Source organism: Microbacterium sp. LWH10-1.2, from assembly GCF_038397765.1.
GTDB lineage: Bacteria > Actinomycetota > Actinomycetes > Actinomycetales > Microbacteriaceae > Microbacterium > Microbacterium natoriense.
Genome location: NZ_CP151638.1, coordinates 3,627,676 through 3,654,087 on the forward strand (window position 1 = coordinate 3,627,676; position 26,412 = coordinate 3,654,087).

26 protein-coding genes are annotated in these 26,412 nt (G+C 69.5%); 15 read left to right on the plus strand and 11 right to left on the minus strand.

Translation table 11 applies throughout. The features are described 5' to 3' along the window. Positions 1-35: 35 nt before the first annotated feature. Together MRBLWH10_RS16900 and MRBLWH10_RS16905 are read left to right on the plus strand one after the other, a co-directional pair. On the plus strand, positions 36-1,964 hold the full coding sequence (locus MRBLWH10_RS16900; RefSeq protein ID WP_341940810.1) for a carboxypeptidase regulatory-like domain-containing protein: 1,929 nt from the start codon (positions 36-38) through the stop codon (positions 1,962-1,964). Between the two features lie 46 nt (positions 1,965-2,010). Further along, complete coding sequence (locus MRBLWH10_RS16905; protein ID WP_341940811.1) at positions 2,011-2,343, plus strand: hypothetical protein; 333 nt, start codon at positions 2,011-2,013, stop codon at positions 2,341-2,343. A gap of 3 nt (positions 2,344-2,346) precedes the next feature. On the opposite strand, the gene MRBLWH10_RS16910 is transcribed toward MRBLWH10_RS16905, so the two are convergent. The 4 genes from MRBLWH10_RS16910 to MRBLWH10_RS16925 all read right to left on the minus strand — a co-directional run bounded on the left by MRBLWH10_RS16910 (position 2,347) and on the right by MRBLWH10_RS16925 (position 7,681). Next, positions 2,347-2,790, minus strand: a complete 444-nt coding sequence (locus MRBLWH10_RS16910) for a hypothetical protein (protein WP_341940812.1) — start codon at positions 2,788-2,790, stop codon at positions 2,347-2,349. Between the two features lie 50 nt (positions 2,791-2,840). Next, positions 2,841-3,335 carry a GNAT family N-acetyltransferase gene (locus MRBLWH10_RS16915; protein ID WP_341940813.1) on the minus strand — a complete coding sequence of 165 codons (495 nt, stop codon included), beginning with the start codon at positions 3,333-3,335 and terminating at the stop codon, positions 2,841-2,843. Then, positions 3,332-5,083: an alkaline phosphatase family protein gene (locus MRBLWH10_RS16920; RefSeq protein WP_341940814.1), complete on the minus strand. Its 1,752-nt coding sequence runs from the start codon at positions 5,081-5,083 to the stop codon at positions 3,332-3,334. The genes MRBLWH10_RS16915 and MRBLWH10_RS16920 overlap by 4 nt, the downstream gene beginning before the upstream one ends. A 102-nt stretch (positions 5,084-5,185) precedes the next feature. Beyond that, positions 5,186-7,681, minus strand: a complete 2,496-nt coding sequence (locus tag MRBLWH10_RS16925; protein ID WP_341940815.1) for a fibronectin type III domain-containing protein — start codon at positions 7,679-7,681, stop codon at positions 5,186-5,188. 113 nt (positions 7,682-7,794) lie between these two features. On the opposite strand from MRBLWH10_RS16925, the gene MRBLWH10_RS16930 reads away from it, so the two are divergent. After that, complete coding sequence (locus tag MRBLWH10_RS16930) at positions 7,795-8,088, plus strand: hypothetical protein (protein ID WP_223585493.1); 294 nt, start codon at positions 7,795-7,797, stop codon at positions 8,086-8,088. A gap of 210 nt (positions 8,089-8,298) precedes the next feature. Continuing rightward, positions 8,299-9,726, plus strand: coding sequence for a CCA tRNA nucleotidyltransferase (locus MRBLWH10_RS16935; protein ID WP_341940816.1), 1,428 nt, complete (start codon positions 8,299-8,301; stop codon positions 9,724-9,726). On the opposite strand, the gene MRBLWH10_RS16940 is transcribed toward MRBLWH10_RS16935, so the two are convergent. The 4 genes from MRBLWH10_RS16940 to MRBLWH10_RS16955 form a co-directional block, all read right to left on the minus strand. Next, positions 9,727-10,119 carry a PIN domain-containing protein gene (locus MRBLWH10_RS16940; RefSeq protein ID WP_341940817.1) on the minus strand — a complete coding sequence of 131 codons (393 nt, stop codon included), beginning with the start codon at positions 10,117-10,119 and terminating at the stop codon, positions 9,727-9,729. Continuing rightward, on the minus strand, positions 10,106-10,453 hold the full coding sequence (locus tag MRBLWH10_RS16945; RefSeq protein WP_341940818.1) for a hypothetical protein: 348 nt from the start codon (positions 10,451-10,453) through the stop codon (positions 10,106-10,108). Before MRBLWH10_RS16945 ends, MRBLWH10_RS16940 begins: the two co-directional genes overlap by 14 nt. A 153-nt stretch (positions 10,454-10,606) precedes the next feature. Continuing rightward, entirely contained in the window at positions 10,607-11,656 is a 1,050-nt protein-coding gene (locus MRBLWH10_RS16950; RefSeq protein WP_341940819.1) for a hypothetical protein, read from the minus strand. Then, a complete protein-coding gene (locus MRBLWH10_RS16955) occupies positions 11,656-12,006 on the minus strand; it encodes a PadR family transcriptional regulator (RefSeq protein WP_341940820.1) in 351 nt (116 codons plus the stop codon). The genes MRBLWH10_RS16950 and MRBLWH10_RS16955 overlap by 1 nt, the downstream gene beginning before the upstream one ends. A gap of 417 nt (positions 12,007-12,423) precedes the next feature. Between MRBLWH10_RS16955 and MRBLWH10_RS16960 the strand changes: the two genes are divergently transcribed. The 3 genes from MRBLWH10_RS16960 (at position 12,424) to MRBLWH10_RS16970 (ending at position 15,852) form a co-directional block, all read left to right on the plus strand. After that, positions 12,424-13,755 (plus strand): GAF domain-containing protein, encoded by a 1,332-nt coding sequence (locus tag MRBLWH10_RS16960; RefSeq protein ID WP_341940821.1) that lies wholly within the window; start codon positions 12,424-12,426, stop codon positions 13,753-13,755. A 148-nt stretch (positions 13,756-13,903) separates the two neighbouring features. Then, complete coding sequence (locus tag MRBLWH10_RS16965) at positions 13,904-15,454, plus strand: aldehyde dehydrogenase family protein (protein ID WP_341940822.1); 1,551 nt, start codon at positions 13,904-13,906, stop codon at positions 15,452-15,454. Next, positions 15,454-15,852 carry a DUF779 domain-containing protein gene (locus MRBLWH10_RS16970; RefSeq protein ID WP_341940823.1) on the plus strand — a complete coding sequence of 133 codons (399 nt, stop codon included), beginning with the start codon at positions 15,454-15,456 and terminating at the stop codon, positions 15,850-15,852. Before MRBLWH10_RS16965 ends, MRBLWH10_RS16970 begins: the two co-directional genes overlap by 1 nt. 206 nt (positions 15,853-16,058) lie before the next feature. On the opposite strand, the gene MRBLWH10_RS16975 is transcribed toward MRBLWH10_RS16970, so the two are convergent. Beyond that, positions 16,059-17,171, minus strand: coding sequence for a hypothetical protein (locus tag MRBLWH10_RS16975; protein ID WP_341940824.1), 1,113 nt, complete (start codon positions 17,169-17,171; stop codon positions 16,059-16,061). Next, entirely contained in the window at positions 17,168-18,136 is a 969-nt protein-coding gene (locus tag MRBLWH10_RS16980) for a hypothetical protein (protein ID WP_341940825.1), read from the minus strand. The genes MRBLWH10_RS16975 and MRBLWH10_RS16980 overlap by 4 nt, the downstream gene beginning before the upstream one ends. Positions 18,137-18,200: 64 nt before the next feature. Between MRBLWH10_RS16980 and MRBLWH10_RS16985 the strand changes: the two genes are divergently transcribed. Genes MRBLWH10_RS16985 through MRBLWH10_RS16995 form a run of 3 tightly spaced genes read left to right on the plus strand, consistent with a single transcriptional unit; the run spans position 18,201 to position 20,139 of the window. Continuing rightward, positions 18,201-19,211: a hypothetical protein gene (locus MRBLWH10_RS16985; RefSeq protein WP_341940826.1), complete on the plus strand. Its 1,011-nt coding sequence runs from the start codon at positions 18,201-18,203 to the stop codon at positions 19,209-19,211. A gap of 2 nt (positions 19,212-19,213) precedes the next feature. Continuing rightward, positions 19,214-19,783 carry a GNAT family N-acetyltransferase gene (locus tag MRBLWH10_RS16990; protein ID WP_341942604.1) on the plus strand — a complete coding sequence of 190 codons (570 nt, stop codon included), beginning with the start codon at positions 19,214-19,216 and terminating at the stop codon, positions 19,781-19,783. A gap of 8 nt (positions 19,784-19,791) precedes the next feature. Next, the gene (locus MRBLWH10_RS16995) at positions 19,792-20,139 is read left to right on the plus strand and encodes a hypothetical protein (protein WP_223585500.1); all 348 of its coding nucleotides are present in this window, start codon (positions 19,792-19,794) and stop codon (positions 20,137-20,139) included. 304 nt (positions 20,140-20,443) lie between these two features. On the opposite strand, the gene MRBLWH10_RS17000 is transcribed toward MRBLWH10_RS16995, so the two are convergent. Next, complete coding sequence (locus MRBLWH10_RS17000) at positions 20,444-20,983, minus strand: Lrp/AsnC family transcriptional regulator (protein ID WP_105676746.1); 540 nt, start codon at positions 20,981-20,983, stop codon at positions 20,444-20,446. A gap of 196 nt (positions 20,984-21,179) precedes the next feature. Between MRBLWH10_RS17000 and MRBLWH10_RS17005 the strand changes: the two genes are divergently transcribed. From MRBLWH10_RS17005 to MRBLWH10_RS17025, 5 genes are read left to right on the plus strand one after another with little or no spacing between them, the layout of a single operon-like run. Continuing rightward, the gene (locus tag MRBLWH10_RS17005; protein WP_105676747.1) at positions 21,180-22,766 is read left to right on the plus strand and encodes an ABC transporter substrate-binding protein; all 1,587 of its coding nucleotides are present in this window, start codon (positions 21,180-21,182) and stop codon (positions 22,764-22,766) included. Between the two features lie 7 nt (positions 22,767-22,773). Beyond that, complete coding sequence (locus tag MRBLWH10_RS17010; RefSeq protein WP_105676749.1) at positions 22,774-23,835, plus strand: ABC transporter permease; 1,062 nt, start codon at positions 22,774-22,776, stop codon at positions 23,833-23,835. Beyond that, positions 23,832-24,743 (plus strand): ABC transporter permease, encoded by a 912-nt coding sequence (locus MRBLWH10_RS17015; protein WP_105676750.1) that lies wholly within the window; start codon positions 23,832-23,834, stop codon positions 24,741-24,743. Before MRBLWH10_RS17010 ends, MRBLWH10_RS17015 begins: the two co-directional genes overlap by 4 nt. Continuing rightward, positions 24,740-25,579: an ABC transporter ATP-binding protein gene (locus tag MRBLWH10_RS17020; RefSeq protein WP_341940827.1), complete on the plus strand. Its 840-nt coding sequence runs from the start codon at positions 24,740-24,742 to the stop codon at positions 25,577-25,579. The genes MRBLWH10_RS17015 and MRBLWH10_RS17020 overlap by 4 nt, the downstream gene beginning before the upstream one ends. Continuing rightward, positions 25,572-26,411, plus strand: a complete 840-nt coding sequence (locus MRBLWH10_RS17025) for an ATP-binding cassette domain-containing protein (protein WP_105676752.1) — start codon at positions 25,572-25,574, stop codon at positions 26,409-26,411. Before MRBLWH10_RS17020 ends, MRBLWH10_RS17025 begins: the two co-directional genes overlap by 8 nt. Position 26,412: the final 1 nt, after the last annotated feature.

Below are 26,412 nucleotides of genomic sequence, written 5' to 3' on the forward strand. Positions count from 1 at the left end.
CGCCAACGTTCTGGCATATCGGTACGCTGGGCGCCATGCGTGTGTATCGGAGCGGGGTCATCGCCGGAGCGATCGTCGTCATCGCGGCACTGGTGGGGGCGATTCCCGCCGCCGCGGCGACGACCACGTCGTGGGCGGGGTGGCAGCCGCTGGCCGGAGCGCCCGGCGCCTACACGAGCGCGGTGCAGATCGCGGCGAAACCCGCGGTGACCGCGACGGTGACCAGTGACTCCCGTGGCGGCCAGGTCGGCGTCATCACGGGAGCCTCCACCTGGCTCTCGGAGGGCACGCCGGTCGGCGCGAAGTACGGCAGCAGCCTGAACCAGCCGTACCTGAACCTCCGTCCGAAAGCCGACAACGCCACCAGCCCGTCGACGACGACCTACTCCTTCGCAGCTCCGACCCCGGCATCCGGCTGGACCTTCGTGCTCGGCGACATCGACGCCGACGCTGTACGCATCCACGCCGTCGCCGCCGACGGACACGTGCTCGACGCGACGGAGCTGGGCTTCCGCGGCGGCTTCAACTACTGCGCCCCGGGTGTCGTCGGCAAGCCGTCCTGCACGGGCGATGCCGCAGACGTCCCGACATGGGATGCGGCCACCCTCACCCTCACGGGCAACGCGGCCGCCGCCGACACGAGCGGCGCCGCGGGCTGGTTCGAGCCCTCGACGCCGATCGTGTCGCTCTCGTTCGTGTTCACACGTCGCGCGGGTCTCCCCGTCTACCAGACGTGGTTCGCCTCCCTCGCCCGCGACGTCACCGGCACCGTGACCGACACGGCCGAGGGTCCGCTGGACGGCGTTGAGCTCACGCTCACCGATGCGAACGGCGCCGTCGTCGGCACGACCACGACGGCGGCGGGCGGCACGTACTCCTTCCCCGGTGTCGTGGCGACCGACGGCTACACCGTGCGCGTCGCCCCTCCGGCGGGCAAGATCTCCGAAGGGCCGAACGCGCAGACCGTCGACCTCACGGATGCCGACGGCGTCGCCGACTTCACGGTGCGCGACATCGTGCCCGTTACGGTGTCCGGACGGGTCACCGACACCGACGGCACGCCCATCGCCGGTCTCACCGTCACGATCGACGGGCGCACGACGACGACGGATGCCGACGGCCAGTACCTCTTCGACAAGGTTCCCGTCGGCACGCACAGCGCCACGATCACCAGACCGGACGGCTACACGATCGTCACGACTCCGCCTCCCTTCACCGTCGCGGACGGCAGCGAGACGCCCATCACCGGCGTCGACTTCCGTCTCGCCGAGAACCCGACGCTCAGCGGAACCGTGCGCGCGGGGGGCTCTGGCGTCGCGGGAGTGACGGTGACGGCATCCGGTCCGGGCGGCACCCCGCTCAGCACGGTGACCGACGCGAACGGCGACTACTCCTTCCCGCGGCTTCCGCTCGGGGAGTACACCGTCGCCGTCGAGGTGCCGGACGGGTACGCGGCATCCGGTGCGGTCTCGCGGGAGGAGAGCGTCATCGAAGGCGACGTCGACGACGTGGACTTCGCGCTGGTTCGCCTCGGCGCGATCGACGGCACCGTGCGCACCGACGGCGGCGCCGCGGTGTCCGGCGTCGCGATCTCGGTCTCCGGTCCCGCCGGCACGCAGCAGCTGACGACGGATGCCGACGGCGCCTACGGCCTCGGCACCCTCCCACCAGGCAGCTACACGATCACCGTGACGCCGCCCGCGGGCAGCACCGTGGTCGGCGCCGCCACCCGGACCGTCGTCATCACCGACGCCGGAGAGGTCGTCGTCGACCAGGACTTCACCCTCGCCGCCGCAGTCGTCACCCCGACCCCGACCCCGAGCGTCCCGTCGACCGGAGGCAACCGCCTGCCCGCGACCGGACTCGGCCCCGAGACGTTCATGTGGGCCGGCATCGGCGCCGCGGTGCTCATCCTCGGCGGTGTGCCCGTGGTGCTCTCGCGTCGACGCTCGAAGGGCGACTGACGAGGCAGCGCATCGGCGCGCCGACGCGAGGCGCTACGCTGACGCCATGTCGACCCCAGGCGAGCCCCAGAAACCCTCGAAGCTGAGTCGCTTCGCCGAAAGAGGGCTGAGGAGCAAAGGCGTCCCGGAAGAGGCGTGGCACGACCCCGTGAAGTACCGCGAGTGGCAGCGCGCCCAACGTCCTCGCGTGATTCGCGGGGCGGTCCTGGGCCTCGTAGCGGGGCTCACCAACGGTGCCGTGATCTTGCTCACCTTCCGATTCCGAGTCATCCCAGAGCAGGCAGGCCTCGCGGTGATGTTCACGCTGATGGTTCTCACGATCGCTGCGGTGCTGCTGCTGCGGCGGAGAGACCTCCGCGAGGACCGCGACGGATCCTGACGCTCAGGGTGCCGGGGAGTCGGCGTCCGCGGCATCCGTCCGCAGGAGGAGCCGCACGCCGGCGCGGGCGAGGAGGAGCGCGAGGATCAGTCCCGTGACCGACCAGAAGCCGCCGAGGCTCACGCTGCTGCCGAAGACGAGGGCGATCAGCTCGAGCACGACGAACTTGCTCCCGACGAGCACGAGCCACAGCGTTCCGCCCGCGAGCACCTTGCCGCCGGTCGTCGTCGCGGCCGCGAATCGGCGCTTGAGACGGTTCTTCGCCGCCAGCACGATCTCCAGGACCACCTTGAGGAGGACGGCCGTGAGGAGCGACATCGTGAACGTCTCCGTGATGACCGTGGGCACGTACTCGACGGCGAGGTTGAGCACCACCACGTACACGAACACATCGACGACGTGCTCGGGTGCGAGCAGGCGTCTGCCTGTGCTGTCGGAGTCGGCCATGCGCCTACGCTAGCGTTCCGCGGAGCGTGCCGTCAGGCGGAGGGCACCGGTCAGAGCTCCCGCATCGTCATCAGCGAACGCCCGCGCTCGGGGTCGATCCGGTGGGGACCGGTCTCGGCGAAGCCGAGCCGCCCCAGCACCCGGCGTGACGCGGTGTTCCACTCCCACACCGAAGCGCGCAGCCGGGGTATCCCCGCGGCGCGGGCGCCCTCCACGATCGCCTCCGCGCTCTCGGTCGCGTAGCCGCGCCCCCAATGCCTGCGCAGGAACTCGTAGGCGATCTCGGGGTCGGGCTCGCCCTCGATCAGCCCGCAGTAGCCCAGCCGCTCGCCCGATTCACGCAGCTCGACGACCAGGGTGCCGATCGTGCCCTCATGCGGCGAGCGGCGGATCCGCTCGGCGAGCTCCTCGACCGTCGGGTGGCCGTCTGCGTCGATCCTGCGATGCGGCGGTACCCGCGGATCGCGTTCCAGCCACAGCTCGCGGTGGAACCCGGCATCCGCCACCGTCCAGGGCCGCAGCGTCAGCCGCTCGGTGACGATCATGCGCCGTCATCCGGCGGGCCGAAGAGCTCCTCGCCGTGCTCGTGCAGCAGGCGGTAGGCGTCGGCGAACGTCTCGGGTTCGGGTTCGTCCGGGCGGCCGTATCGTGCGATGAGGAGTCCGAGGAGTCCGCGAGCCGGCGGGGTGAGAGGGCGGTCGTGGTCGGCCGCAGCGGGTGGGGCCTGCTCGGGGTTCGGCGGCGTGTAGGCGGGCACCGTCACCGGCCAGTCGGACGGATGCCGCGGACGGTCGAGGTTCACCACGTTCTGCAGCGTGCGGGCCGAGGCGTCGCGCTCGTTCAGGGGCTTCAGGCCGTGCAGCCGGGAGAGCGTCGCGGTGACGGATCCGTGGTGCATCTCGTCGTGGATGACGGTGCCGCGCTTCGTGTAGGCCGACACGGCGATCGCGGGCACGCGGCATCCGAGGCGGTCGAAGGTGAACCCCATCTCCCCTGGACCGCTGTCGGGAGTGGGCTTCGTGGCCGCGGGCGGCGGCACGTGGTCGTAGCATCCGCCGTGCTCGTCGAAGGTGATCAGCAGCAGAGTGTTGACCGCGTTCGAGCCCTCGGGCGACGCGCTGGTGCGCACGGCCTCGTAGACGTCGTGCACGAGCCGGTCGCCTGCGCGCACATCGGAGATCGCGCTGTCGAGCACCGGCTCGCCGTCGACCTCCCCCTCCCGCAGCACGCCGAACGGCGGGTGGAAGTCGTTGTGGTCGTAGACCATGCGCGGCTCGATGAACGCGTATGCGGGGAGGGTGCCGTTCTTCGCGTCCGCGTAGAAGTCCTCCATCGTGCCGAAGCGATCGGTGCGCCAGTACTTCTCTAGGGCCGCGGCGTGCAGCATCCCCGTGAACGACACCAGCTGCAGCTTGTCGATGTAGACCTTCCAGCGCACGCCGGCGTCTTCCAAGCGGTTGAAGACCGTCGGCGCCTCCGGAGCATCCAGCCACTTCCGGTACCCGCCGCCGGCGACGTTCGTGACGAAGCCGTGCGAGGTCGACGCGTGGAAGAACGAACGGTTGCAGAAGGTCTGCGACGGCACCGCCGCGTACCAGTGGTCGAAGACGGCGAACTCCGTCGCGAGCGTCGACAGCACCGGCAGCATCTCCGGTGAGAACGAGCCCATGATGTGCCTGGCCTCGTCGATCCCCGGTTCGACACCGCGGCGCAGTCGGCGGACGTTCACGAAGTAGTCCTTCAGAAACCCCGACATGTCGGCCTTCTCACCGTGGGTCGGGGCGTTGAACGGGGCGCTCATCCCGTCGACGAAGAGGTCGGCGTTGCCCGGAGGGTCGATCGTGCCGAAGAGCTGGGTGTTGACGTGCGGGTACTCCTCGCCGGGATCCGGGTCGGGGAGGCTCATGATCCGGTCGGTGGGCCCCTGGTAGACGTGCGCCTCGACCACCGTGCCGTCCGGAGCCGTGTTGCTGTGTGAGCCGAAGGCGAGTCCGTCGAAGGTCTCTCCGGCCGGGACGGTCTCCGGCGTGTAGAGGTAGCCCAGCAGGTTGTCGAACGATCGGTTCTCGCCCATCAGGACGACGATGTGGTCGAAACCGGGCTCGCTGCGTGGACGAAGGGCCGAGAACGGGTCAGGATCCGAGGCGAATCCGTCGTCGCCTCCGCCGCCCGCGAGCGAGGCGCCGATCGCCGCGCCGCCCGCGCCGCCGATCACGGCGCCCGCCAGCGCCGCACCGCCGATCTTGAGGAAGCCTCGCCGGTCGGTGCCCGCAGAGGAATCGTCTTGTGCCACGAGCCGATCCTACGACCGGAATGCCCGACGCCGGCCGAGCTGCACGCAGAGGGCGCCGCCGGGGCCGAAGCCCCGACGGCGCCCTCCGGCGTGCGCGGCGGACTACTCTGCGGACTCCGCCTGCGTCAGGCGACGACGACGCAGCGCCACCAGGCCGAGGCCCAGAGCGAGCAGCACGACCGCCGTGACGATGTACGGCGTGCTGTCGGCGCCGGTCGTGGCGAGGTCCCCCTTCGCGGCGCCGCCGGTCGAGCCGCCGGGCGTGACGACCCCGCCGGTCGACGCTGCGGTGACCGTGAGCGGTGCGGTGACCTCGGTGCCGTCGGGCAGCACGGCGACGAGCGTGTGGGCGCCTGCCGGGGTGTTCGCCGGGATGGTCACGGTGCGGGTGAACGCGCCGTTCGCATCGGCGGTGACGGTGCCCAGGGACACAGGGTCGGAGTGCAGCTCGAGCGCCAGCTTCGCGTCGGCCGCGAAGCCGGTGCCGGTGACCGAGACGGTGCCGCCGGCGACGACGGATGCCGCGCTCAGCTCGACCTTCGCGGGGACCTCCGGCTCCGGCGTCACCGGGGGAGTGACACCCTTCTCGGTGACCCACTTCTCACCGGCATCCGACTTGGTCACCGTGAAGGTGTCGTAGACGGCGCCGACGGGAAGGTCGGTCGTGGAGCTCGCGGTCTTCTCGGCGACATAGGAGCGGTAGACGAGCTGGTTCTTGGACACGTCGATCACCTGATACGTCGTGACGCCCTGACCGCGCAGCACCTGCGTGGCGCCGTTGTTGGTCCAGACGTTCTTCTCCGGGGTCTCGAGGTCGTAGTACTTCGCACCCGAGTTCGACACGACATAGACCGGGCCGGTGGTGAGACCGGGGGTGTCTGTGGCATCGGCGTTCACGTAGCCGCGGGCGTAGACGTGGTCGTGGCCCATGAGCACGAGGTCGATGTCGTTGCGCTGGAAGATCGGCAGCCAGTCGGCGCGCAGCACCGGCTCGTCGCGACCCTCTGACGCCGAGAACACCGGCTGGTGGAACGTGACGACGTTCCACTTCGACGGGCTGTTCTGCAGCAGCAGGTCGACCCAGGCGCCCTGGAAGCGGGTCCACAGCACGTCGATCTGGTTCGCCGGGCACTCCGCACCGGTGCATGAGGGGAGTCCGGGCGGGGTGAGGAACGTCTTGTCGCGGGTCGCGTTCAGCGTGATGAAGCGCACGCCCTGGTAGTCCGTGTAGTACGCGGTCTCGGCGGCGAAGCTGCTCCAGTGGTCGAAGAACGCCCGGTACTGGCGCGCAACATCGGTGTCGCCCTGTGCGAGGTTCGCGAGCTCGCCGACCGAGCCGGTCGACGGGTTGTTGTGCGGGTACTCGAAGTTCGCCTTCCAGGCGGTGAGCAGCTTGTCGCCGGAGTACTCGTGGTTGCCGGGCGCGGCCATGACGTTGGTCCGCACGGCGGAGTCCTTCATGCCCTTGAACCAGTTGAGCCATTCGTTCTCGTTGCTGGACGTGTTGATGAGGTCGCCCGCGTGCACGGAGCCGATCGAGCGGGGAGCGTTCGCCTCGGCCTGCTTCACGACGCTCGGCCAGGTGGTGTCGAGGCCGATCTGCGCGTCGCCGTAGTAGATGAACTGGAAGTCCGTCGCCTTCGGGTCGGCCGTGCGGAACTCGAACCAGTCGCTCCAGCTGCCGGGGAGTCCGACGCGGTAGCGGTACGAGGTCGCCGGGGTGAGCCCGGTGACGGTCGTGGAGAAGTGGTGGTTCGGGTTGCCGTTCGCCACACCGGCGTCGTAGGCGTCGACCGTGCGGGTGGAGCCGCCGGATGCCGGTGCGATCTCGACCTGTCCCACGGCGTGGGAGGCGTCGCCGGCGAGCCAGGAGAACGCCTGCGAGACGTCGGGCTTCTCGGTCGGGGTGAGGATGACGCGGGTCGGCGGGGCCACGACGGGCGTGCCGGGGTCGGCCTTGCCCGTCAGGGTCAGCGAGGGCATGTCGAAGTAGATGTCCGAGCTCGACTCGCGGTCCTGGTAGAGGGCGACCGCGATCGTGTTCGTGCCGTCGCGGAGGACGTCGCCTGCGGCGGCGAGGGTGCTGGTCGCCGGGTCGCCGGCGGAGGCGCCGGCGTACTCGAGGTTGGTGGTGTCGGTGATGCGGGCGTCGACGTAGCGGCCGACCTCGGTGCCGTTGACCCACACGACGATCGCGTCGTCGTAGGTGATCGTGCTGGAGAGGGAGGCGACCTTCTCGGCGACGCCGCTGCCGAGCTCGAAGGTCGTGCGGAAGAAGTAGGTCGGGACGGTCGGCTTCGCCTGACCGTCGATGTAGTGGTTGAGCAGGGTCTTCGGCGTGACCGGGCCGACCGGTGCGAGTGCGCCGTTCTTCGCGCCGAACGAGCCCGGCGCGGTCTTCCAGGCGTCGTCGTCGTACTCGGGGAGGGTCCAGGCGCGCAGTGCCGCGGGCTTCGGCGACGGATCGGTGCCGTCGTCGAGATAGTGCCAGGTGGTGTCGGCGGTGATCAGTGAACCGGTGGGGACGGTCGGTGCTGCGGTCGCGGCGGTCGCCGCGGGGGCGACGACGGCGCCGCCGAACAGCGCGAGGAGCGCCACGGACGCCGTGCTCGAGCCGCACGGCGTCCTCAGCCCATCGAACCCGGATGACCTCCGGCTGACCGCCAGGAGGCGCGCAGGTGAACTCGGCGGAGGCGGCTACGGTTGACGGCATGAGCCCCGCTGACGACTCGTTCATCGCCGACCCCGTGGCCGCGGTGGAGAAGGACTACACCGCCCGTCTGGTCCGTACGTTCATCGTGTTCGCGGCGATCGAGGGTGGCCTTCTCGCTATCGTCGTTGTGCTCGTCTTGGTGTTCAAGATCGTCGACCGGGAATCCGGCAGAATCGTGCTCTTCAGCATCGTCCTCCTCGGCGGCTTCGCGCTCAGCATCATCCTCAACCGGCACATGCGCGCACGGACTCGCGCCGTCGCCCAGGCCCGCGCCGAGAATCCGCTGTTCTGACGGCATCCGGTTCTGACGGCATCCGCTTCTGACCGCCCGACGCACCGAGCACGGTTTCGGAGCTGTCGCACGACACGCCGCGGCCTACCGCCGCGGCGCGGCGTGTCGGAACCGGGATCCGAATCTGTGCTCGGCGGTGGACGATGACGGCGCCCGAAATCTGTGGCCGAGCCGAGGGACGCCGAACGCCCGCCCGGTACGCTGGAACCCATGCTCAACATGGCTGACGGCCTCGCTCGTCTCGGTGCGCTCGCCGAGAATCCGGTCGTCCGCACCCTCGCCGCGGCGTTCGACGCCGCCGGCTTCGACCTCGCCGTCGTCGGCGGTCCGGTGCGCGACGCGCTGCTGGGGCGTGCGACGCACGACCTCGACTTCACCACGAACGCGCTGCCCGACGACATCCTCCGCATCGTGAAGCCGATCTCCACCGCGCACTGGGACATCGGCCGCGCGTTCGGGACGATCGGCGCGCGCGTGCAGGGCGAGCAGGTGGAGATCACGACCTACCGCGCTGACAGCTACGACGGCGTGACCCGCAAGCCCACGGTCGAGTTCGGCGACACCATCGACGGCGACCTGATCCGCCGCGATTTCACCGTGAACGCGATGGCCCTGCAGGTTCCCGCCGTGAAGCTCGTCGACCCGACGGGCGGTGTCGAAGACCTCGTCGCGGGTCTCCTCCGCACGCCGACCGACCCGCATGTCTCCTTCGGCGACGATCCGCTGCGGATGCTCCGCGGCGCGCGCTTCAGCGCCCAGCTCGGCTTCCGCATCGAGGAGCAGACCACCGCGGCGATCACGGAACTGCGCGAGACGCTGAAGATCGTCAGCCCCGAGCGTGTCCAGTCCGAGCTCGTTCGGCTCATGCAGACCGACGATCCGGTGCGCGGCATCCGCGTGCTCGTCGACACCGGGCTGATCGAGGAGTTCCTGCCCGAGGTGAGCGCGCTGCGCCTCGAAGCCGACGAGCACCACCACCACAAGGACGTCTACGAGCACTCCCTCACCGTGCTCACCCAGGCGATCGCGCTGGAGCACGCGCGTCACCCCGGCGCCGAGCCCGACGTCGCACTGCGCATCGCGGCGCTGCTGCACGACATCGGCAAGCCCCGCACGCGCAAGCTGGAGGACGGCGGCATCGTCACCTTCCACCATCACGACGTGGTCGGCTCTCGCATGGCGCGCAAGCGGCTGCAGGCGCTGCGGTTCGACACGGGGACGACGGATGCCGTCGCCACGCTGATCGAGCTGCACCTGCGCTTCTTCGGCTACTCCGAGGGTGCGTGGACGGACTCCGCCGTGCGCCGCTACGTGCGCGACGCCGGCGACCTGCTGGAGCGCCTGCACATCCTCACCCGCGCCGACGTGACCACGCGCAACAAGCGCAAGGCCGCCCGTCTCTCCGCCGCCTACGACGACATCGAGTCGCGCATCGCCGCTCTCCGCGAGCAGGAGGAGCTCGACAGCATCCGTCCGGAGATCGACGGCAACCGCATCCAGGAGATCCTCGGCATCGCCCCCGGGCGCGAGGTCGGCGAGGCCTACCGCTTCCTGCTCGACCTGCGCCTCGACGAGGGCGTCATCGGAACGGATGCCGCCGAGCAGCGCCTGCGCGACTGGTGGGCCGCGCGGGGCTGATCACCGCAATTCGGGGACGATGATCTCGACCTCGTCCGCGACGAGGTCGAAGTCCTTGGGGTTGAACGTGAGAAGAGCGGCGCCGAGCGCGTACGCCTGACCGGCGAGCATGATGTCCTTGCTGCGGGCATGAGCCGGTCGGGCGCGGATCACACGAGCGGCCAGACGGGCGTAGCCGTCTGCGGACGCACGGTCGAAGGGAAGCCACGCGGAGTCGAACAGCGATGCGACGCGCGCCAGTTCTGTGCGTCGTGCGCGGCGGACGGCCGGATCGGTGCTCCGCTCGACCCCCAGCTGCAGTTCGGCGTACACGATCGCGCTCAGCACGACCTCGTCGGACGGCAGCAGGACGTCGTCGAGCCGGATGAGCACGTTGGTGTCAAGAAGGATCACGGCGTTCCCACGGGTCGTCGAACGGGTCGAGGAAGAACGGTTCCGCACGAGAGGCCTCGATCTCGGCAGCCCAGTCCGCGAGTACTCGACGCTGCTTCTCGCTCGGCGGGTTGGCGGCGACCCTGTTCATCAGCTCCTCCGAGGGGATCGACCAGCGCCGTGGCGAGAGGAGTTGCCGGGAGGCCTCGTGCTCGAGTCCACTGGGTGGGCTCTCACCGCTCGCAACCACGCGGATGAGGAGCTCGCGCACCTCGGCCTCCATGGAGCGGGAGTTGCGACGAGCGCGCTCCTTCAGAGCGGCGACGACCTCGTCGCTCAGGTTTCGAATGGTCACTGTGGCCACGGGGCACCTCCTGACAGCAGAATGCTAGCATCGCCCTCCGTGCTCAGCCCTGTTCGTCTTCGTGCTCCGGATGCTGCTGCTCCAGCGCCGCGATGACGAGGTGCGTGATGTCGATCGAGATGATCCGCTCGGCCATGATCGTCCTCACGGCGCCGGAGTGGCGGCGGGATCGGTCGCCGGATCGGTGACGGCATCCGTCGGCGCCGGGGTGGGAGTGGGAGTGGGCACCGTCGCGGCGACACCGGGGGCCCGCTGGAAGGGCGGAGACGGCTGACGGATGCTCGACTTCTTCGCCTCACCGGTGTTCGGGTTGAGCGTGCCCTCGTCGAGAGGGAACACGTTCCAGACCGGCTGATTGCGGAAGTCCCGGAAGGGGACCGTCAGTGTCTCGCCGTCGTCGAACAGATCGCCGATGGGTCGATTGGCGCCGTTCGCGCCGTAGAGATTGAGCGGCGTGCCCTTGCCCGTGTACAGCTGCACGTGCTCGATGGGATCGCCGTTCTCATCGAAGGCGAAGATGTTGCCGATCTGCACGCCGTCGAGCTGCAGCCCCTGGGGCATGTAGCCGCTGTCGACGTACTCCACACGGGGCGAGAGGAGAGAGCCGATCGCGAACGGCAGTGCGATGACAGCGGCGATGCTGACGACCGTCCGAATGTGGCGCAGGAGGTTCTTCGGCAGCCAGCGGTCTCGTCCCCACTGCACGCTGACGACGACGAACGCCAGCAGCGCCGCCCCCTCCAGCGGGGACCTCGGCAGCATCCAATCGTCCCGTCGATTGCCGCTGACCAGCATCGCCGTCATCGCGATGACGTAGGCGCCATAACCACGCAGCACCCACCACACCGGTCGCATCGCGACGAGGAAGTCGAGCAGCCAGGCTCCGAAGGGGCTGCGGCGGATGCGGTCGGCAAGGCCCGCACGCCACAGCGCGAAACGCTCGCGCAGCGGCAGACGAGTCGGCGTCTCTGCGCGCGGAGGGAGTCCGGCAGCGCTGCGCAGCTCGTCGGCGTAGGCCTCGGGGTCGCCGAGCTCGAGCACGCCGTCGTTGTCGGCGGCCTGGTCGGCGAGATCGGCGGTCAGGCCGGAGAGGATCTCGTCGAGCTCGTCCTCCGGAAGATCGTCGAGGTGCTGGCGCACGGATGCTGCGAACGAGCGGATCCGCTCGTCGATGGAGATGTCGGTGCCGTTCATCAGTTCTCTCCGTTCGTGGATGCGCCGCTGCGGTCGCCCGCGAGCAGGTCGGACATCGCTCCGGCGAAGTCCAGCCAGGTGATGGTCTGCGTCTCCAGGGCTGTACGTCCCTGGGGGTTGATCGCGTAGTACTTGCGGTGAGGCCCGCCGTCGGAGGGGACGACGTAGCTGGAAAGGCTTCCGGCTGCGTACAGCCTGCGCAGCGTGCCGTACACAGAGGCGTCTCCGACGTCGCCGAGTCCGGCATCCCTGAGCCTCCGAACGATGTCGTAGCCGTAGCCGTCTTCGGTGCGGAGCACGGCGAGCACGGCGACGTCGAGCACTCCCTTGAGTAACTGGGTGGTATCCATCCGACCTCCTTCGATGCACTGCACACTACCACGCAGTGCACAGTAGTGCGCGACGCGTGAGAGCGGCGCGTCGTGCCGCTCCCTCCGCCGCGCTGTGCCGCTCCCTCCGCCGCGCTGTGCCGCTCCCTCCGCCGTGCTGTGCCGTGCTGTGCCGTGCTCGCGCAGTGCCGCGCCCTGCCCTGTCGGCGCTGAGAGGTCACGAACTGCGGCGTCGGGACCACGGCATCCCGCACTTTGCGACCCCTCATCGGGCTGGACGGGCAGCGCGCGGTCGGGACGGCAAGGCAAGGGGGACGTGGGGGGTGGGGCGGCGGGGCGCCGGGGCGACGGGGCACGCGGGAGCGGGGATGCTGTTCCCCCGGAGGCCTCCGGCTCGTACACTGAGAATCGCCCCGTTCACGATGATCGGAGACCGCAGTGGCAGCGTCATGGAACGCGTCACGCGACGCGCTTCCAGAGGCGTCACGTCTTCTGATCGAGCGTGCCCACGAGGAGCTCATCGCAGGCAATCTCGACGACCGCCGACTGCAGCAGGTGCGCCCGCTGGTGCGTGCGTCGTGGGAGCGGTCGTGGCGCGGCCGCGTCGGCCCCGAGGGGGCTCCGTCTCTGGAGCTCGCGGAGGAGGAGCTGGAGAGGTACCGCCTCTCGCACCCTCTCGCCTCCGCGATGGATCTGATCCGGGCGCTGCTGCTGCCCGGCGAGTCAGAGGACTCCGGCGTCATCATCGCGGTCGGCGATCAGGCCGGCCGTCTGCTCTGGGTCGAGGGCGACCGCCGCCTCAGATCCCTCACCGGCGACATGGGCTTCGTCGCCGGCGCCAACTGGGCGGAGGATGCCGTCGGCACCGCGGCGCCCGGCACCGCGCTCGCACTGGGCGAGTCCGTGCAGATCCGCGGCGCGGAGCACTACAACCGCCTGGTGCATCCGTGGTCGTGCACGGCAGCGCCGGTGCGCGACCCGGAGACGCAGCGCGTGCTCGGCGTGATCGACATCACCGGCGGAGACGAGGTGGTCTCGCGTCAGGCGCGTCTGCTCGTCGACGCCACGGCCAGGGCCGTCGAGTCGGAGCTCATGGTGACCCGGTTGCGCGAGCGCGCCGAGGCGCCGCGCCCTCCGGCGACGCCGACGAGGACGACCGGCTCCGAGACGGCGAGGGGCGTCCTGCACGTCCTCGGTCGGGACCGCGCACGCCTGGAGACCGAGACCGAGCTCGGCGAGCAGGTCATCGAGCTCAGTGCACGGCACGCGGCGATCATGCTCATGCTCGCAGTCCATCGGCACGGTCTCTCCGCCGAACGACTGGCCGAGCTCGTCTACGGGGAGGGCGCGTCTCCCGACACGCTGCGGCCCGAGATGGTGCGGCTGCGCAGGGTGCTCGGCGGTGCGGCATCCGGGCTCATCCCCGAATCGCGGCCGTACCGGCTGCCGATGACGTTGGAGACGGATGCTCAGGACGTGCTGTCGCTCCTCGACCGCGGCGCCCACCGCGTCGCCCTCACGGCCTATCGAGGACCGGTGCTGCCGGAGTCGACGTCGCCGGGGGTGGAGGAGTTCCGCGACGCGGTCAGGGCGACTCTGCGCGAGGTGATGGTGTCGGAGGCCAGCCTCGACGTGCTGCTCGCGTACGCGGAGATCCCCGAGGGGCAGAACGACATCGAGGTGCTGCGTCTGGCGCTCGAGATGCTGCCCGCTCGTTCGCCGAAGCGGGCCGGTCTCGTCGCGCGCATCGAGCGGCTCGACGAGGGCTGAGGCCCCGCGCGCGGCTCTCGGGCACGGCCGCGTGGTGCCGGGTGCAACCGCACGCAACGGTGCGCAACCGGACCGCAACCCCGCGCGGCCTACCGTCGGAGCACAGCCGCCGAGCACCGACGCCGCGGCACCGTCGAAGGAGACCACGATGACCATCGTCGAAGAAGACGTGTCCACCGCCTACGCCGCGCCCGGCCAGCCCGGAGCCGTCGCGAACTACCGTCCCCGCTACGGCCACTACATCGGCGGGGAGTTCGTGGAACCGGCCAAGGGCCAGTACTTCGAGAACGTCAGCCCCGTCAACGGCAAGCCGTTCACGGAGGTCGGACGCGGCACCGCCGAGGACATCGACCGCGCGGTGGACGTCGCCTGGAGGGCGTTCGCCGGCTGGGGGAAGACGAGCCCGACCGAGCGCTCCGTGATCCTGAACCGGATCGCCGACCGCATGGAGCAGCACCTCGAGGAGATCGCGATCGCCGAGACCTGGGAGAACGGCAAGCCCGTGCGCGAGACGCTGGCGGCCGACATCCCCCTCGCGATCGACCACTTCCGCTACTTCGCCGGCGTGCTGCGGGCGCAGGAGGGCGGAATCAGCCAGCTCGACGAGAACACCGTGGCGTACCACTTCCACGAGCCGCTGGGAGTGGTCGGTCAGATCATCCCGTGGAACTTCCCGATCCTCATGGCGGTGTGGAAGCTGGCGCCCGCGCTCGCCGCGGGCAACTGCATCGTCATCAAGCCGGCCGAGCAGACGCCGGCATCCCTCCTGTTCCTGTTCGAGATCATCGGGGACCTGCTGCCCGCGGGCGTCGTGAACATCGTGAACGGATTCGGGATCGAGGCCGGCGCCCCGCTCGCGCAGCACAAGCGCATCCGCAAGGTCGCCTTCACCGGAGAGACCACCACCGGCCGGCTGATCATGCAGTACGCCTCGCAGAACCTCATCCCCGTGACCCTCGAACTCGGAGGGAAGAGCCCGAACGTCTTCTTCGAGGACGTCGCCCGCTCCACCTCCGATCCCTTCTACGACAAGGCGCTCGAGGGCTTCACGATGTTCGCGCTGAACCAGGGCGAGGTCTGCACCTGCCCCTCGCGCGCCCTCATCCAGCGATCGATCTACGACGGCTTCCTCGCCGACGGCCTCGAGCGGGTCGGCAAGGTCGTGCAGGGCAACCCGCTCGACCCCGCCACGATGATCGGCGCGCAGGCCTCGAACGACCAGCTGGAGAAGATCCTCAGCTACATCGACATCGGGAAGCAGGGTGGGGCCCGGCTGCTCGCGGGCGGTGAGCGGGTCGACCTCGGCGGCGACCTCAGCGGAGGCTTCTACGTCGCGCCGACCGTGTTCGAGGGCACGAACGACATGCGGATCTTCCAGGAGGAGATCTTCGGGCCCGTCCTGTCGGTGACCTCCTTCGACGATTTCGCCGACGCGATCTCGATCGCCAACGACACCCTCTACGGTCTCGGAGCCGGAGTCTGGAGCCGCAGCGGAGACACCGCTTACCGTGCGGGGCGGGCGATCGAGGCCGGCCGCGTCTGGACGAACACGTATCACCAGTACCCGGCGCACGCCGCGTTCGGCGGCTACAAGCAGTCGGGCGTCGGCCGCGAGAACCACAAGATGATGCTCGACCACTACCAGCAGACCAAGAACCTCCTGGTCTCGTACGCGGAAGGCCCGATGGGATTCTTCTGATGACCGTGTTCCGGCGGGTCGACGTGACGGATGCCGCGGCATCCCTCGTCCGCGACCTCACCGTGCAGCACGGACCGCTGATGTTCCATCAGTCGGGCGGATGCTGCGACGGCTCTGCACCCATGTGCTACCCGGTGGGGATGTTCCTCACGGGGCCGGGGGACGTGCTGCTGGGCGCTCTCGACGTGGGGCTGGATGCTCCGGTCGAGGTGTTCATGTCGGCGTCGCAGTTCGAGTACTGGAAGTACACGCACCTGACGATCGACGTCGTACCGGGCCGCGGTGCGGGGTTCAGCGTCGAAGGGCCGACGGGAATGCGGTTCCTCATCCGCTCGCGCATGCTCGACGCGACGGAGCTGGAGCACTTCGGCCTCCGCGCGGCGGCAGAGGTCCGGTGATGGTCGGTGGAGAACCGCAACCGGTTGCAACGTCGAACGGTATACCGTTAATGCATTCACGTGCAGTACGTCAGTCCCCAGCTGATCGCACGTGCGGACGGTCATGCCGTCCTGCGGAGGGAGAGTCGATCTTCTTCTGATCCCGAGGGGGGATGGGGTGGGCGGCTGGTCCCCAAACAGCACCCACCCCCACACCCGATGTCCGCTCAGCCGAGTGTTCGCATCCAGATCCAGGCGATGCCGATCACCACGGCGACCACGATCGGAACCCACGAGAACCGTCGCTTCAGTCGACGCCCCTCGTGCGCGACGCCCGGCGGCGGCGTGAGCATCCCGACCGGGGGAGCGAAGGGCAGCGCGACCGGAGTCGCAGCCTGCACCGCGCCGATGTTCTCCGCCAGCAGGCGCTCGTCCCGCCAGCGCGCCCACTGATCGAGCTTCGTGATCAGTGCGCCGACCGCGCCGAACAGCCACGCCCAGGTGGCGGGGTCGAGGGTCGACGCCTTGCGCTGCGTGTACAGGAACATCCAGTCGTCGACGATCTCCACGTCGAGCTGGGCCGCGTTGTCGATGAAGCGCGCCATGATGTCGGGCGTGAACAGGTACAGCGCGTCGCGCTCGTAGCCCTCGGGGCAGTACAGCGTGAAGTAGTCGTCGAAGTCGCCCTCGAGCGACAGCCGCTGCCTGCGCTCGAACGCCGCAGGCAGGTTCGTGCCGAAGGCGTTGTTGCCCTTCGCGTCGAGCACGATGTTGGGCAGCGGCACGTCGAGCTTCACCGCGACGTAGCCCCAGTGGTACGTGGTCGAGTTCTTCCCCGATTGCACGGTGTACTGGTAGTTCCCGAACTCGACGAAGCGGGGAATGGAGCCTCGGACCAGGTCGGTGGACATCCGCGACCGGCCGAGGCTGAAGATCATCCCCGGCAACGGAGGGTCGGCCACCCTCTCCTGGTAGCTCATGCCGTTCGCCTGCGCGAAGCGGTGCAGCCGGTAGGCGGAGACGCGCCGGTTGCGCCATCCGGCCCACGCCACGACCGCGATCAGGATGCCGCCGCCTCCGAAGAGCACGAGCGGGAGCGCGGCGAGCAGTGATCCGTCTCCTCCCGAGAAGGCGAGGCCCGCGAAGGCCACGCCGATCATCGGGATCATGATGACGCCGGCCACCACGGCGATGACGGTGCCGATGATCGCCGAGGTCGAGCCGCCGCCTGTCGTGCGGCGGGCGCGCAGCTCGGCGGCGAAGGCCCGCACCGCCTGAGGATCGACCGGCTCCCACAGGGGGCGCGCATCGAAACCCGGCTGCGGTGCGGGCGTCGTCACCGGTTCTCCTCGTCGGCGTCCTCGTGCAGGAGGGAGCCCTCAGGGACGGGGAATGCCTCGATCCGCTCGTCGGCGCAGATCGCCGCGATCAGGTCGACGGAGCCCGCGATCACGGTCGAGTCATAGTCGATCTCCGAGACCAGCACCCACGCGCGGTCATCGGGCCACAGGATCTGCGGACTGATCGCGTTCGGAGGGAAGCCGTGCTCCTCGGCGGGCAGATCCCGCCACGGTGCGTGCAGCATCCAGTCCAGCTCCGCGAACTCGCGGGCGGATGCCGAGAACTGCACGTACGCGCGCTCGGGCAGCTCGAGCCGCGGCCCCTCGGAGATTTCCCGCGACAGGATGCCCTCCTGCCAGGTGGGCTTGCGGAACACGTTGTTGAACGGGTCGTGGGTGCTGCGATCGAGCATCGCCCGATGGTTCGGATCCTCGTCGACCGTGAAGAACAGACGGGACGGACTGTGGCCGAGGAAGCCGAGGAGACCCCCGCGTCCCTCCCAGAGCGCGGCGACACCGGCATCCGGTGTCGAGGTGTGCTCGGCGAGGTGACCGGCGACGGACGAGAGGAGCTCGGAGCTCAGCTGCCCGAGCGCCGGCCCCGAGAACTCGCGTCCGTCGGGGGCGATCCTGACGTTCCCGTCCTCACCAGGAGGCGTGCGCACGAGGTGCAGCCACTGCGCGAGCGGATGCAGGACGGTGCCGAACGCGTCGGCGGCGTCGCGCCAGGTGGCGAGTTCGGTGACGAGCAGCTCCGACAGGCGCAGCCGCTCGCGATCCGGCATCCGCGTCCATTCCTCGGGAGTCGGCACCGCGCGGTCGGGCAGCGACTGCACGATCGTCGGGTGCAGCACGCGGGCGTAGGCGGGGTAGCCGCGCGGGACGACGCCGTGCATGCTGTCGAACGAGGCGTCGAGGCGGTCTCTCAACCAGGCTCCCGCGGTCGGATCGGCAATCCACTCCATGCGTCCACGGTACCCGTCGTCGTCGCGCCCGCATCGGGCGACGCCGGTGCGGCAGACTGGGCGCATGAGTCAGGTCTCCGTCGCGCCCGCAGAGCGCGTCTTCCGCCGGCATCCGCTCCGCACCGCCGGGGGATCGCTGCTCCTCACCGTCGTGTTCGCGGCCGCCGTGCTCTTCCTCCTGCCGAAGTTCCTGCCGCCGAACATGACGATCTCGACGCGCGGCACGATCGTGCTCGTCGTCGTGATCGCCATCACACTGGCGGTGTGGATCGGCGCGTTCTGGTTCCGCAACATCCGGGTGATCGTGCGGGCCGACTCCGTGGAGATCGGCCGTCCGGGCAGCACCGAGACCTACAGCCGTGCGACGACGGCCTTCCGCTCGAAGATCACCGAGCACCGCACGAACGGCTTCCGCACCGGCACCACCAGGGCCCTGATCGCCTGGACGGGCGGGCGCGAGACGGTGATCGAGCTGCCCGGCTTCACCCGGACCACCTTCAACGAGCTCATGGCGCAGCTCACGCCGATCAGTGCACCGCCCGCGGTCGACCCCGTCGAGGCGGCGCGCGCCAGGGCGAAGCTGCCGACGACGTTCACGATCGACGCCTCGAAGGAGCGCAGCCTCGGCCGCGGCTTCCTCATCGCCGCGATCGTGTTCGCCGCGGCGACCATCGGGACGGTGCTGATGGCGTTCACGCCCGGCTTCCTGGAGGGGGAGCTGTCGGCGCTCATCCTGATCGCGCCGATGGCGGGTGTCGCCGCCATCGGATTCGGCATCGGCGCCGCACAGCGGTACCGCGTCGCCCGGACGACCCCGACCCAGATCTCCCTCAGCCACCACGGCATCCGGATCGGCGAGGTCGACCACCCGTACGCGCAGCTGACGCGCATCTGGCTGACGCCGCCCGCATACCCGATCAGGAGGATCAGGATCGAGCGCGCCGCCGGTCGCAGCATCACCCACGTGCTCGGGTCCACGCGGATCACGATGACCCCCGACTATGCCGCGTTCCTCGAGGCGGTGCGCGCCGAGACCGCGCCGTGGCCCGGACTGCTCTCGCTGGATCTGGAGTGACGATGCTCGCACCGGAGTACCCGATCCGCACCGAGCGGCTGCTGCTGCGTCCGCTCCGTCCCTCGGACGCCGAGCAGATGGTCGTCTACAAGTCGGATGCCGACGCGGTGCGCTACGTGCCGTACGACCCGCTCACGCTCGCCGAGGTCGAGGAGCGGCTCGCGACGCGATGGTCGACGAGCCGGTTCGAGAAGGTGGGCGACGCGATCTGCCTCGGCGTGGAGGAGCAGGAGACCGGACGCCTGGTCGGTGACATCGTGCTGTTCTGGCGCAACGAGGAGGACCGCGAGGGAGAGGTCGGCTACATCCTCGATCCGGCCTTCTCGGGGCGCGGCTATGCGACGGAGGCGGTGTCCGCCCTGCTCGATCTCGGCTTCGACGGACTCGGTCTGCACCGCATCGCTGCACGCATCGACGAGCGCAACACCGCGTCGGCCAGGGTCGCTGAACGACTGGGTCTCCGCAGGGAGGCGAGGTTCGTCGAGGGCTCCTGGTTCAAGGGCGAATGGACGACCCTGCTCGTCTACGGCATCCTCGACCGCGAATGGCGCACCCGCTCCGATCGTCCATAATCAGGAGCATGAGCATTCCCTCCCTCGACGGCCGGCGCTTCCGGATGATCTCCTCCACAACCTCCGCCGTGGACCCTGAGGCTCCGAGCGAGTTCGTGTACTGGGAGCGCGACGGCGCGATCTGGGGCGACTACTCCGGCGACACCGTGACCTTCGGACGCTTCGTCGGAACCCGCACGGGCGACACGATCTGGGTGTCGTTCGTGCACGTGCTCGTCGCCGACGGCACGGTCGTGACCGGAGACGGCGAGAGCGACCTCGAGCTCACCGACGACGGACTCATCCGCCTGGTGGAGCACTACGAGATGCACGGTGCCCCGCAGCTCAGCGTGTGCGAGGAGATCGCCGCCGCCTGAGCGCCGCGCCCGTCCACGAGTGCGGTCATCTGACGGCCCTCGCGCTCTCGCGCTCTCTCGCGCTCTCTCTCGCGCGCTCTCTCTCGCGCGCTCGCTCCTACTCGCCGAGGGGTCATGAAGTGCTGAGTGTGGGGGTGCGGATGCCGCGTTTTGTGACCTCTCACGCCTGGTGCGTGCGTGAGCGTGTGCGTGCGTGTGGGGTGAGGGGTCGTGAAGTGTGGGGTGTGGGGGTGCGGATGCCGCAGTTGTTGGCCCCTCGCGCAAGTGCCGAGCGCACGAGCGCGCGACCACCGCGCGCAGAGCGTCAGCGCGGGGGGAGCGTGTCGCGGCCGGGGGACGCGGGGGTCCAGCGGGTCATCCCCAGGGGCACCTCGACGCTGCGCTCCGGCAGGTCGGACGGCAGCAGGTACGAGCGGCGGATCACCTCGTCGAGCACGACGACGCTGACGACCGTGCGGACCTCGGGGAGCTGGGCGATGACCCCGGTGGAGAACTCGTGCACGCCGCTGACATCGACGGCGCGGATCAGCAGCATCGCATCGTGCTCGCCGGTCGTGATGGCGCACCACTCGACGTCGGGCATCTCCATGATCCGCTCGCGGAACGACGCCCACGCCTGGGGCATCACGGTCACGAACACGAGGGCGCCGATCGAGAGTCCGGCCTTCGCGGGGTCGACCCGTGCGCTGAACCCGGTGATGACGCCGTCATGCACGAGCGACTCGACCCGGGTGTACGCGTTCGCCCTCGAGATGCCGACCTTCTCGGCGAGGGCGGCGATCGAGACGCGCCCGTTCTCACGCAGCACGTCGAGAATTCTGTACGCGATGTCGTCGAGTGGCATGGCACTTCGTCCAGATTGCTTCAGGACTTCTGCGTCACTGCTGGACATATTGCACCTCTCGGCTAGGGCTGGCATCAGATTGAGCCAGCGTTACGCATTCTTGATAGACAGATCGTCGCACATCATGGGAATCTGAACACGGTCGTCCATATCGGGCGTCCTACCCGAAATGTACTCCTCGCCCTTGGAGGTCACCATGGTGTCGCGTCGCAGCACCTCACTCATCGCTCTGGGAGCCGTCGCGCTCCTCGCCCTCGCCGGATGCTCCGGCGGCAACTCCGCCAACGGCGGCGGCAACTCCGCCGGTGGCGACTCGCTCGTCATCGACACCGCCTTCTCGATCGAGACGGGCGACCCCGGTCACACCTACGACCCCACCGGCAACATGATCGCGAAGGCGCTCTACGAGACGCTGGTCGACTTCAAGGGATCCGACGTCTCGACGCCGATCCCCGGTCTCGCGTCGTGGGAGCAGAACGACACCGCCACCGAGTTCACGTTCACGCTCGAGGGCGACCGCGTCTTCTCCGACGGCACGCCGATCGAGGCCAAGGACGTCGTGTTCTCGCTGCAGCGCATCCAGGGCATGGCCGACGCCAAGCCCAACTTCCTGCTCGGCGGGCTCACCATCGCGGAGGTCGACGACAAGACCGTCACGATCACCTCCGAGACGCCGCTGCTCCAGCTCCCCGCGATCCTCGCGAACCCGGCCCTGGGCATCGTGAACTCCGACGTCGTCATCGAGAACGGCGGCTCGACCGACGGCTCCGACAGCGCGCAGAAGTTCCTCGACGGCGCATCGGCGGGCTCCGGTCCCTTCGTCCTCGACACCCTCGACCTCTCCTCGCAGGTCGTGCTGAAGAAGAACGACAAGTACAACGGCGACGAGAAGGCCGGCTACGACCGCGTCGTCGTGCGCAACGTCTCCGAGAGCGCGACGCAGCTCGCGAACCTCAAGGGCGGCGACTCGATGGTCGCGATGGACCTCAACGGCGACCAGGTCGCCGGTCTCGGCGACAGCCTGAAGGTCGAGTCGGTCCCGTCCGGTCAGACGATCTTCCTGCTGCTGAACCAGTCGCAGGCCGTCGCGGGCGACCTCGCGAACGTCAAGATCGCCGAGGCGATCCGGTACTCCCTCGACTACGACGCTCTGCTGGAGCTCGCCGGCGCCGGAGCGGTGCAGGCCACCGGCGTCATCCCGCCCGGATTCGAGGGCGCGCTCAAGACGGGTGTGAAGCCCGACAAGGCGAAGGCCGACGCCGCGCTCGCCGCAGCCGGCTACACGGGTCAGACGCTCAAGCTGCAGTTCCCGAACGACTACCCGGTCGGCGGCGTGGAGTTCACCCCGCTCGCCGAGCGCATCCAGTCGCAGCTGGCGGATGCCGGCATCACCGTGGAGCTCGCCCCGCAGCCCTTCGCGACCGAGCTCGACGCGTACGTCAACGGCACCGAGGGCTTCGGCCTGTGGTTCTGGGGTCCCGACTACGCGGACTCCGCGAACTTCCTCCCCTTCGCACCCGGTCTGAAGGTCGGCCTGCGCGCCGGCTGGGCGGCCGACGCGAACCCGGAGATCGCGGGCATCGCCGCCGGTGCGGCCAGCGCCACGGATGCCGACACCCGTTCCGCCGCGTTCACCTCGTTCGCCGAGGCGATGCAGGAGGAGGGCCCGTTCGTGCCGCTGATCGTCCCCGGTCGCAACATCGCCACGGCGGATGCCGTCACCGGCGCCGTGTACAACTCCGTGTGGGAGATGGACATCGCCGAGATCACTCCCGCGGGCTGAGGCGCTCATGACGACAGTGGCGGTGCAGAGACAGGCGCAGCGGCGCAGGTCTCCGCTGATCGGCTACCTGCTGCGCCGGATCGGGACCTCCCTGCTCCTGCTGGTGGGAGTCACGATCGTGACCTTCGCGCTCACGAACCTGGTGCCGGGCGACCCCGTGTCGGCCGCGCTGGGTGAGGGCGCGTCGCAGAACCCGGCGACGCGAGAGGCGTTCATCCAGGCGCACGGGCTCGATCAGCCGCTGATCGTGCAGTACTTCATCTACATGGGGAACCTCCTCCGCGGAGACCTCGGCACGTCGCTGGTGACCGGACGCCCGGTCACCAGCGACCTCGCCACCGCGGTGCCCGCGACCATCGAGATCGCGATCGGCGCCATCATCCTCAGCCTCGCGGTGAGCATCGTGCTCGGCACGCTCGCCGCGTACCGCCGTGGGCTCGTCACCGACCAGGTGATCCGCGTGGTCACCCTGGTGGGGCTCAGCGTTCCGACGTTCTGGCTCGCGCTGGTCAGCTTCTACGTGTTCTTCCTGCAGCTGCACATCGCTCCCGGCTCCGGGCGCATCTCGCCGTCGATCCTGCCGCCGCCGAAGATCACCGGCATGTACACGATCGATTTCCTGCTGAACGGCGACGGCGTCGGCTACTTCGACGCGCTGGCGCACCTGGCGCTTCCGATCCTCGTGCTCTCGCTCGTGACGATCGGACTGCTCACCAGGTTCATCCGCACCTCGGTGCTGGAGGTGCTGGGCAGCGACTACGTGCGCGCGGCGAGAGCCAAGGGTCTGCCCGCGATGCGTGTGATCCTCGACTACGTGCTGCGCGGAGCATCCCTCCCCATCCTCACGGTCGTGGGCGTCGCGTTCGGCTCGCTGCTGTCGGGCACCGTGCTCGTCGAGTCGGTGTTCGCGTGGCCGGGCCTCGGCACCTACGCCTACAACTCGGCCGCCAACCTCGACCTCCCCGGCATCATGGGCGTCGGTCTGGTCGTCGGCCTCATCTACCTCCTCATCAACTTCGTCGTCGACCTGCTCTACGGCGTCCTGGACCCGAGAGTGAGGATCGCATGAGCCGCATCGAAGAGGCCGGCGGGCGGTGGCGGTTCCGGTTCCGCTGGCCGCGCGCCTGGCGCACGCCGCTCGGCGTGATCGGCACGGTCATCGCACTGGCCTGGGTGATCATCGCCTTCACGGCGCAGTGGTGGGTGCCGTTCGACCCGAACGCGCAGAAGCTCCCCCGACTGCAGCCGCCGGGCATCGACACGCTCCTCGGCACCGACGGCAACGGCCGTGACATCTTCTCCCGTCTGATGACGGGCGCGACCGTGAGCCTTCCGCTCGCGCTCATGCTCGTGATCGCGGCCATGATCATCGGCACCGTGATCGGCGCCGTCGCCGGCTACTTCGGCGGCTGGGTCGACGAGACGCTGATGCGCATCACCGACCTGTTCATGGCGTTCCCGACGGTGATCCTCGCGATGGTGGTCGCCGCATCCCTCGGCCCGTCCCTGTTCAACGCGGTGATAGCGGCGATCGTGGTGTCGTGGCCGCAGTACTCGCGCGTCACCCGCAGCATCGTGCTGGGTCTCCGCGGGCAGAACTACGTGATCGCCGGGCGCCTGCTCGGCCACTCGCCGCTGCGCACCCTGTTCGTCGACATCCTGCCGAACATCGCGGGCCCCATGCTCGTGCTCGCGACGCTCGACATCGGCGCGGCGATCCTGCTGCTCTCCGGGCTCTCCTTCCTCGGTCTCGGCGCTCAGCCGCCGACCCCGGAGTGGGGGTCGATGATCTCCGCGGCGATGCAGAACTTCGACGCGTGGTGGCTCGGGGTGTTCCCGGGTCTCGCGATCCTCACGGTGGTGCTGGCGTTCAACTTCCTCGGCGACGCGATGCGCGACGTGCTCGACCCGACCGCCGAGATGGCGCACGAGAAGCAGGCCGAGCACAAGGCCGACGCGAAGGTGGTGACGGCATGACCGCGCTCAGCATCCGCGACCTCACGATCGACATCGGCCGTCCGCTGGTGCGCGGCATCTCCCTCGACCTCGAGGCGGGGCGCATCCAGGGTCTGGCCGGAGAGTCGGGTTCGGGCAAGACGCTGACCTCGCTGGCCGTGCTCGGACTCCTGCCGCGGCAGGCCCGCACGGGCGGCTCGATCACCCTCTCGGGCGACGAGCTCATCGGCATGCGACGGCGCCAGCTCAACCGGGTCCGCGGCAAGAGGGTCGCGATGGTGTTCCAGGACCCCTCGGCGTCCCTGCATCCGCAGCTGCCGGTGGGTCGCCAGCTCACCGACCACATGCGCGTGCACCTGAACCTCAAGAAGGATGCAGCGAAGGCCAGGGCGATCGAGCTGCTCGAGATCGTGCAGGTGCCGAACCCGGCCGAGGCGCTGAAGCGCTACCCGCATCAGTTCTCCGGTGGACAGCGTCAGCGCATCGCGATCGCCTGCGCGCTCGCGTGCGACCCCGAGGTGCTGCTGGCCGACGAGCCGACGACCGCACTCGACGTCACGGTGCAGGCCGGCATCCTGAGGCTGCTGCGCGACCTCGCGATCGAGCGCAACCTGGCCGTGCTCCTCGTCACGCACGACCTCGGCGTGATGAGCGCCATCGCCGACGACGTCGCGGTCATGAAGAACGGCGAGATCGTGGAGCGGGCCGACCGCGAGACGCTCTTCCTCTCGCCGCAGCACGAGTACACCCGCACGCTGCTCGCCGCGCTGCCCGGTTCGAAGATCGCCGAGGCGGATGCCGAGCACCAGGAGGTCGCGGTGGAGACACCGCGCGAGGAGGAGGCGACGAATGAGTGAGGTTGCTGTCCTCGATGCCCGCGATGTGGTGGTGCGGTACCCCGGCACCCCGCCGGTGATCGCCGTCAACGGCGTCTCGCTGAGCGTCGCCCCCGGCGAGACCGTCGCGCTGGTCGGCGAGTCCGGCAGCGGAAAGTCGAGCCTGGCCCGCGCGGCCGTGGGCATCGAGAAGCTCGCCGCGGGGACCGTGCGGTTCCGTGACGCTCCGGTGACCCCGCTCGGGATTCGCCGCCGATCGACCGCGCTCACCGGCATCCAGATGGTGTTCCAGGATCCGTCCACCTCGCTGAACCCGCGGCGCCGCATCGGCGATCAGATCGCCGACGGCATCGCGACCGCCAAGGCGCGGGGAGCCGAGGGGTCGAGGGTCGAGGAGTGGCTGGAGAAGGTCGGCCTCCCCACCACGGTCACCTCGCGCTTCCCGCATCAGTTCTCCGGGGGCCAGAAGCAGCGCATCGCCATCGCGCGGGCGCTCGCCGCGCGGCCGTCGCTGCTCGTGGCCGATGAGCCGATCTCCGCGCTGGACGCCTCGACGCAGACCAGCGTCGCCGGTCTCATGCGCGACCTCGTCGCCGAGGCGGGGGCCGGGATGCTGTTCATCTCGCACGACCTCGCCGTGGTGCGCCGCATCGCCGACCGGACGTTCGTGCTCTACTCCGGCCGCGTGATGGAGTCGGGCCCCACGGACCGCGTGTGGTCGGACCCGCAGCATCCGTACACCCAGGCGCTGCTCGCCGCGATCCCGGAGCCGGACGGTGCAGGGCGTATTCCGGAGGCCCCCTCGACAGACGACCGCATCCTGTGGTCCGAGGTGCCGCCGGTCCTGGGCTGAT

What these genes read in the sequence shown, in the direction of transcription:
- MRBLWH10_RS16910 (WP_341940812.1), bottom strand. Translation starts at nt 2,790, where the DNA reads ATGGCCGACTCCGACAGCACAGGCAGACGCCTGCTCGCACCCGAGCAC.
- MRBLWH10_RS16985 (WP_341940826.1), top strand. Translation starts at nt 18,201, where the DNA reads ATGAGTCAGGTCTCCGTCGCGCCCGCAGAGCGCGTCTTCCGCCGGCAT.
- MRBLWH10_RS17005 (WP_105676747.1), top strand. Translation starts at nt 21,180, where the DNA reads ATGGTGTCGCGTCGCAGCACCTCACTCATCGCTCTGGGAGCCGTCGCG.
- MRBLWH10_RS16915 (WP_341940813.1), bottom strand. Translation starts at nt 3,335, where the DNA reads ATGATCGTCACCGAGCGGCTGACGCTGCGGCCCTGGACGGTGGCGGAT.
- MRBLWH10_RS16950 (WP_341940819.1), bottom strand. Translation starts at nt 11,656, where the DNA reads ATGAACGGCACCGACATCTCCATCGACGAGCGGATCCGCTCGTTCGCA.
- MRBLWH10_RS16905 (WP_341940811.1), top strand. Translation starts at nt 2,011, where the DNA reads ATGTCGACCCCAGGCGAGCCCCAGAAACCCTCGAAGCTGAGTCGCTTC.
- MRBLWH10_RS16995 (WP_223585500.1), top strand. Translation starts at nt 19,792, where the DNA reads ATGAGCATTCCCTCCCTCGACGGCCGGCGCTTCCGGATGATCTCCTCC.
- MRBLWH10_RS16900 (WP_341940810.1), top strand. Translation starts at nt 36, where the DNA reads ATGCGTGTGTATCGGAGCGGGGTCATCGCCGGAGCGATCGTCGTCATC.
- MRBLWH10_RS16980 (WP_341940825.1), bottom strand. Translation starts at nt 18,136, where the DNA reads ATGGAGTGGATTGCCGATCCGACCGCGGGAGCCTGGTTGAGAGACCGC.
- MRBLWH10_RS17025 (WP_105676752.1), top strand. Translation starts at nt 25,572, where the DNA reads ATGAGTGAGGTTGCTGTCCTCGATGCCCGCGATGTGGTGGTGCGGTAC.
- MRBLWH10_RS17020 (WP_341940827.1), top strand. Translation starts at nt 24,740, where the DNA reads ATGACCGCGCTCAGCATCCGCGACCTCACGATCGACATCGGCCGTCCG.
- MRBLWH10_RS16930 (WP_223585493.1), top strand. Translation starts at nt 7,795, where the DNA reads ATGAGCCCCGCTGACGACTCGTTCATCGCCGACCCCGTGGCCGCGGTG.
- MRBLWH10_RS16955 (WP_341940820.1), bottom strand. Translation starts at nt 12,006, where the DNA reads ATGGATACCACCCAGTTACTCAAGGGAGTGCTCGACGTCGCCGTGCTC.
- MRBLWH10_RS17015 (WP_105676750.1), top strand. Translation starts at nt 23,832, where the DNA reads ATGAGCCGCATCGAAGAGGCCGGCGGGCGGTGGCGGTTCCGGTTCCGC.
- MRBLWH10_RS16990 (WP_341942604.1), top strand. Translation starts at nt 19,214, where the DNA reads ATGCTCGCACCGGAGTACCCGATCCGCACCGAGCGGCTGCTGCTGCGT.
- MRBLWH10_RS16935 (WP_341940816.1), top strand. Translation starts at nt 8,299, where the DNA reads ATGCTCAACATGGCTGACGGCCTCGCTCGTCTCGGTGCGCTCGCCGAG.
- MRBLWH10_RS17010 (WP_105676749.1), top strand. Translation starts at nt 22,774, where the DNA reads ATGACGACAGTGGCGGTGCAGAGACAGGCGCAGCGGCGCAGGTCTCCG.
- MRBLWH10_RS16970 (WP_341940823.1), top strand. Translation starts at nt 15,454, where the DNA reads ATGACCGTGTTCCGGCGGGTCGACGTGACGGATGCCGCGGCATCCCTC.
- MRBLWH10_RS17000 (WP_105676746.1), bottom strand. Translation starts at nt 20,983, where the DNA reads ATGCCACTCGACGACATCGCGTACAGAATTCTCGACGTGCTGCGTGAG.
- MRBLWH10_RS16965 (WP_341940822.1), top strand. Translation starts at nt 13,904, where the DNA reads ATGACCATCGTCGAAGAAGACGTGTCCACCGCCTACGCCGCGCCCGGC.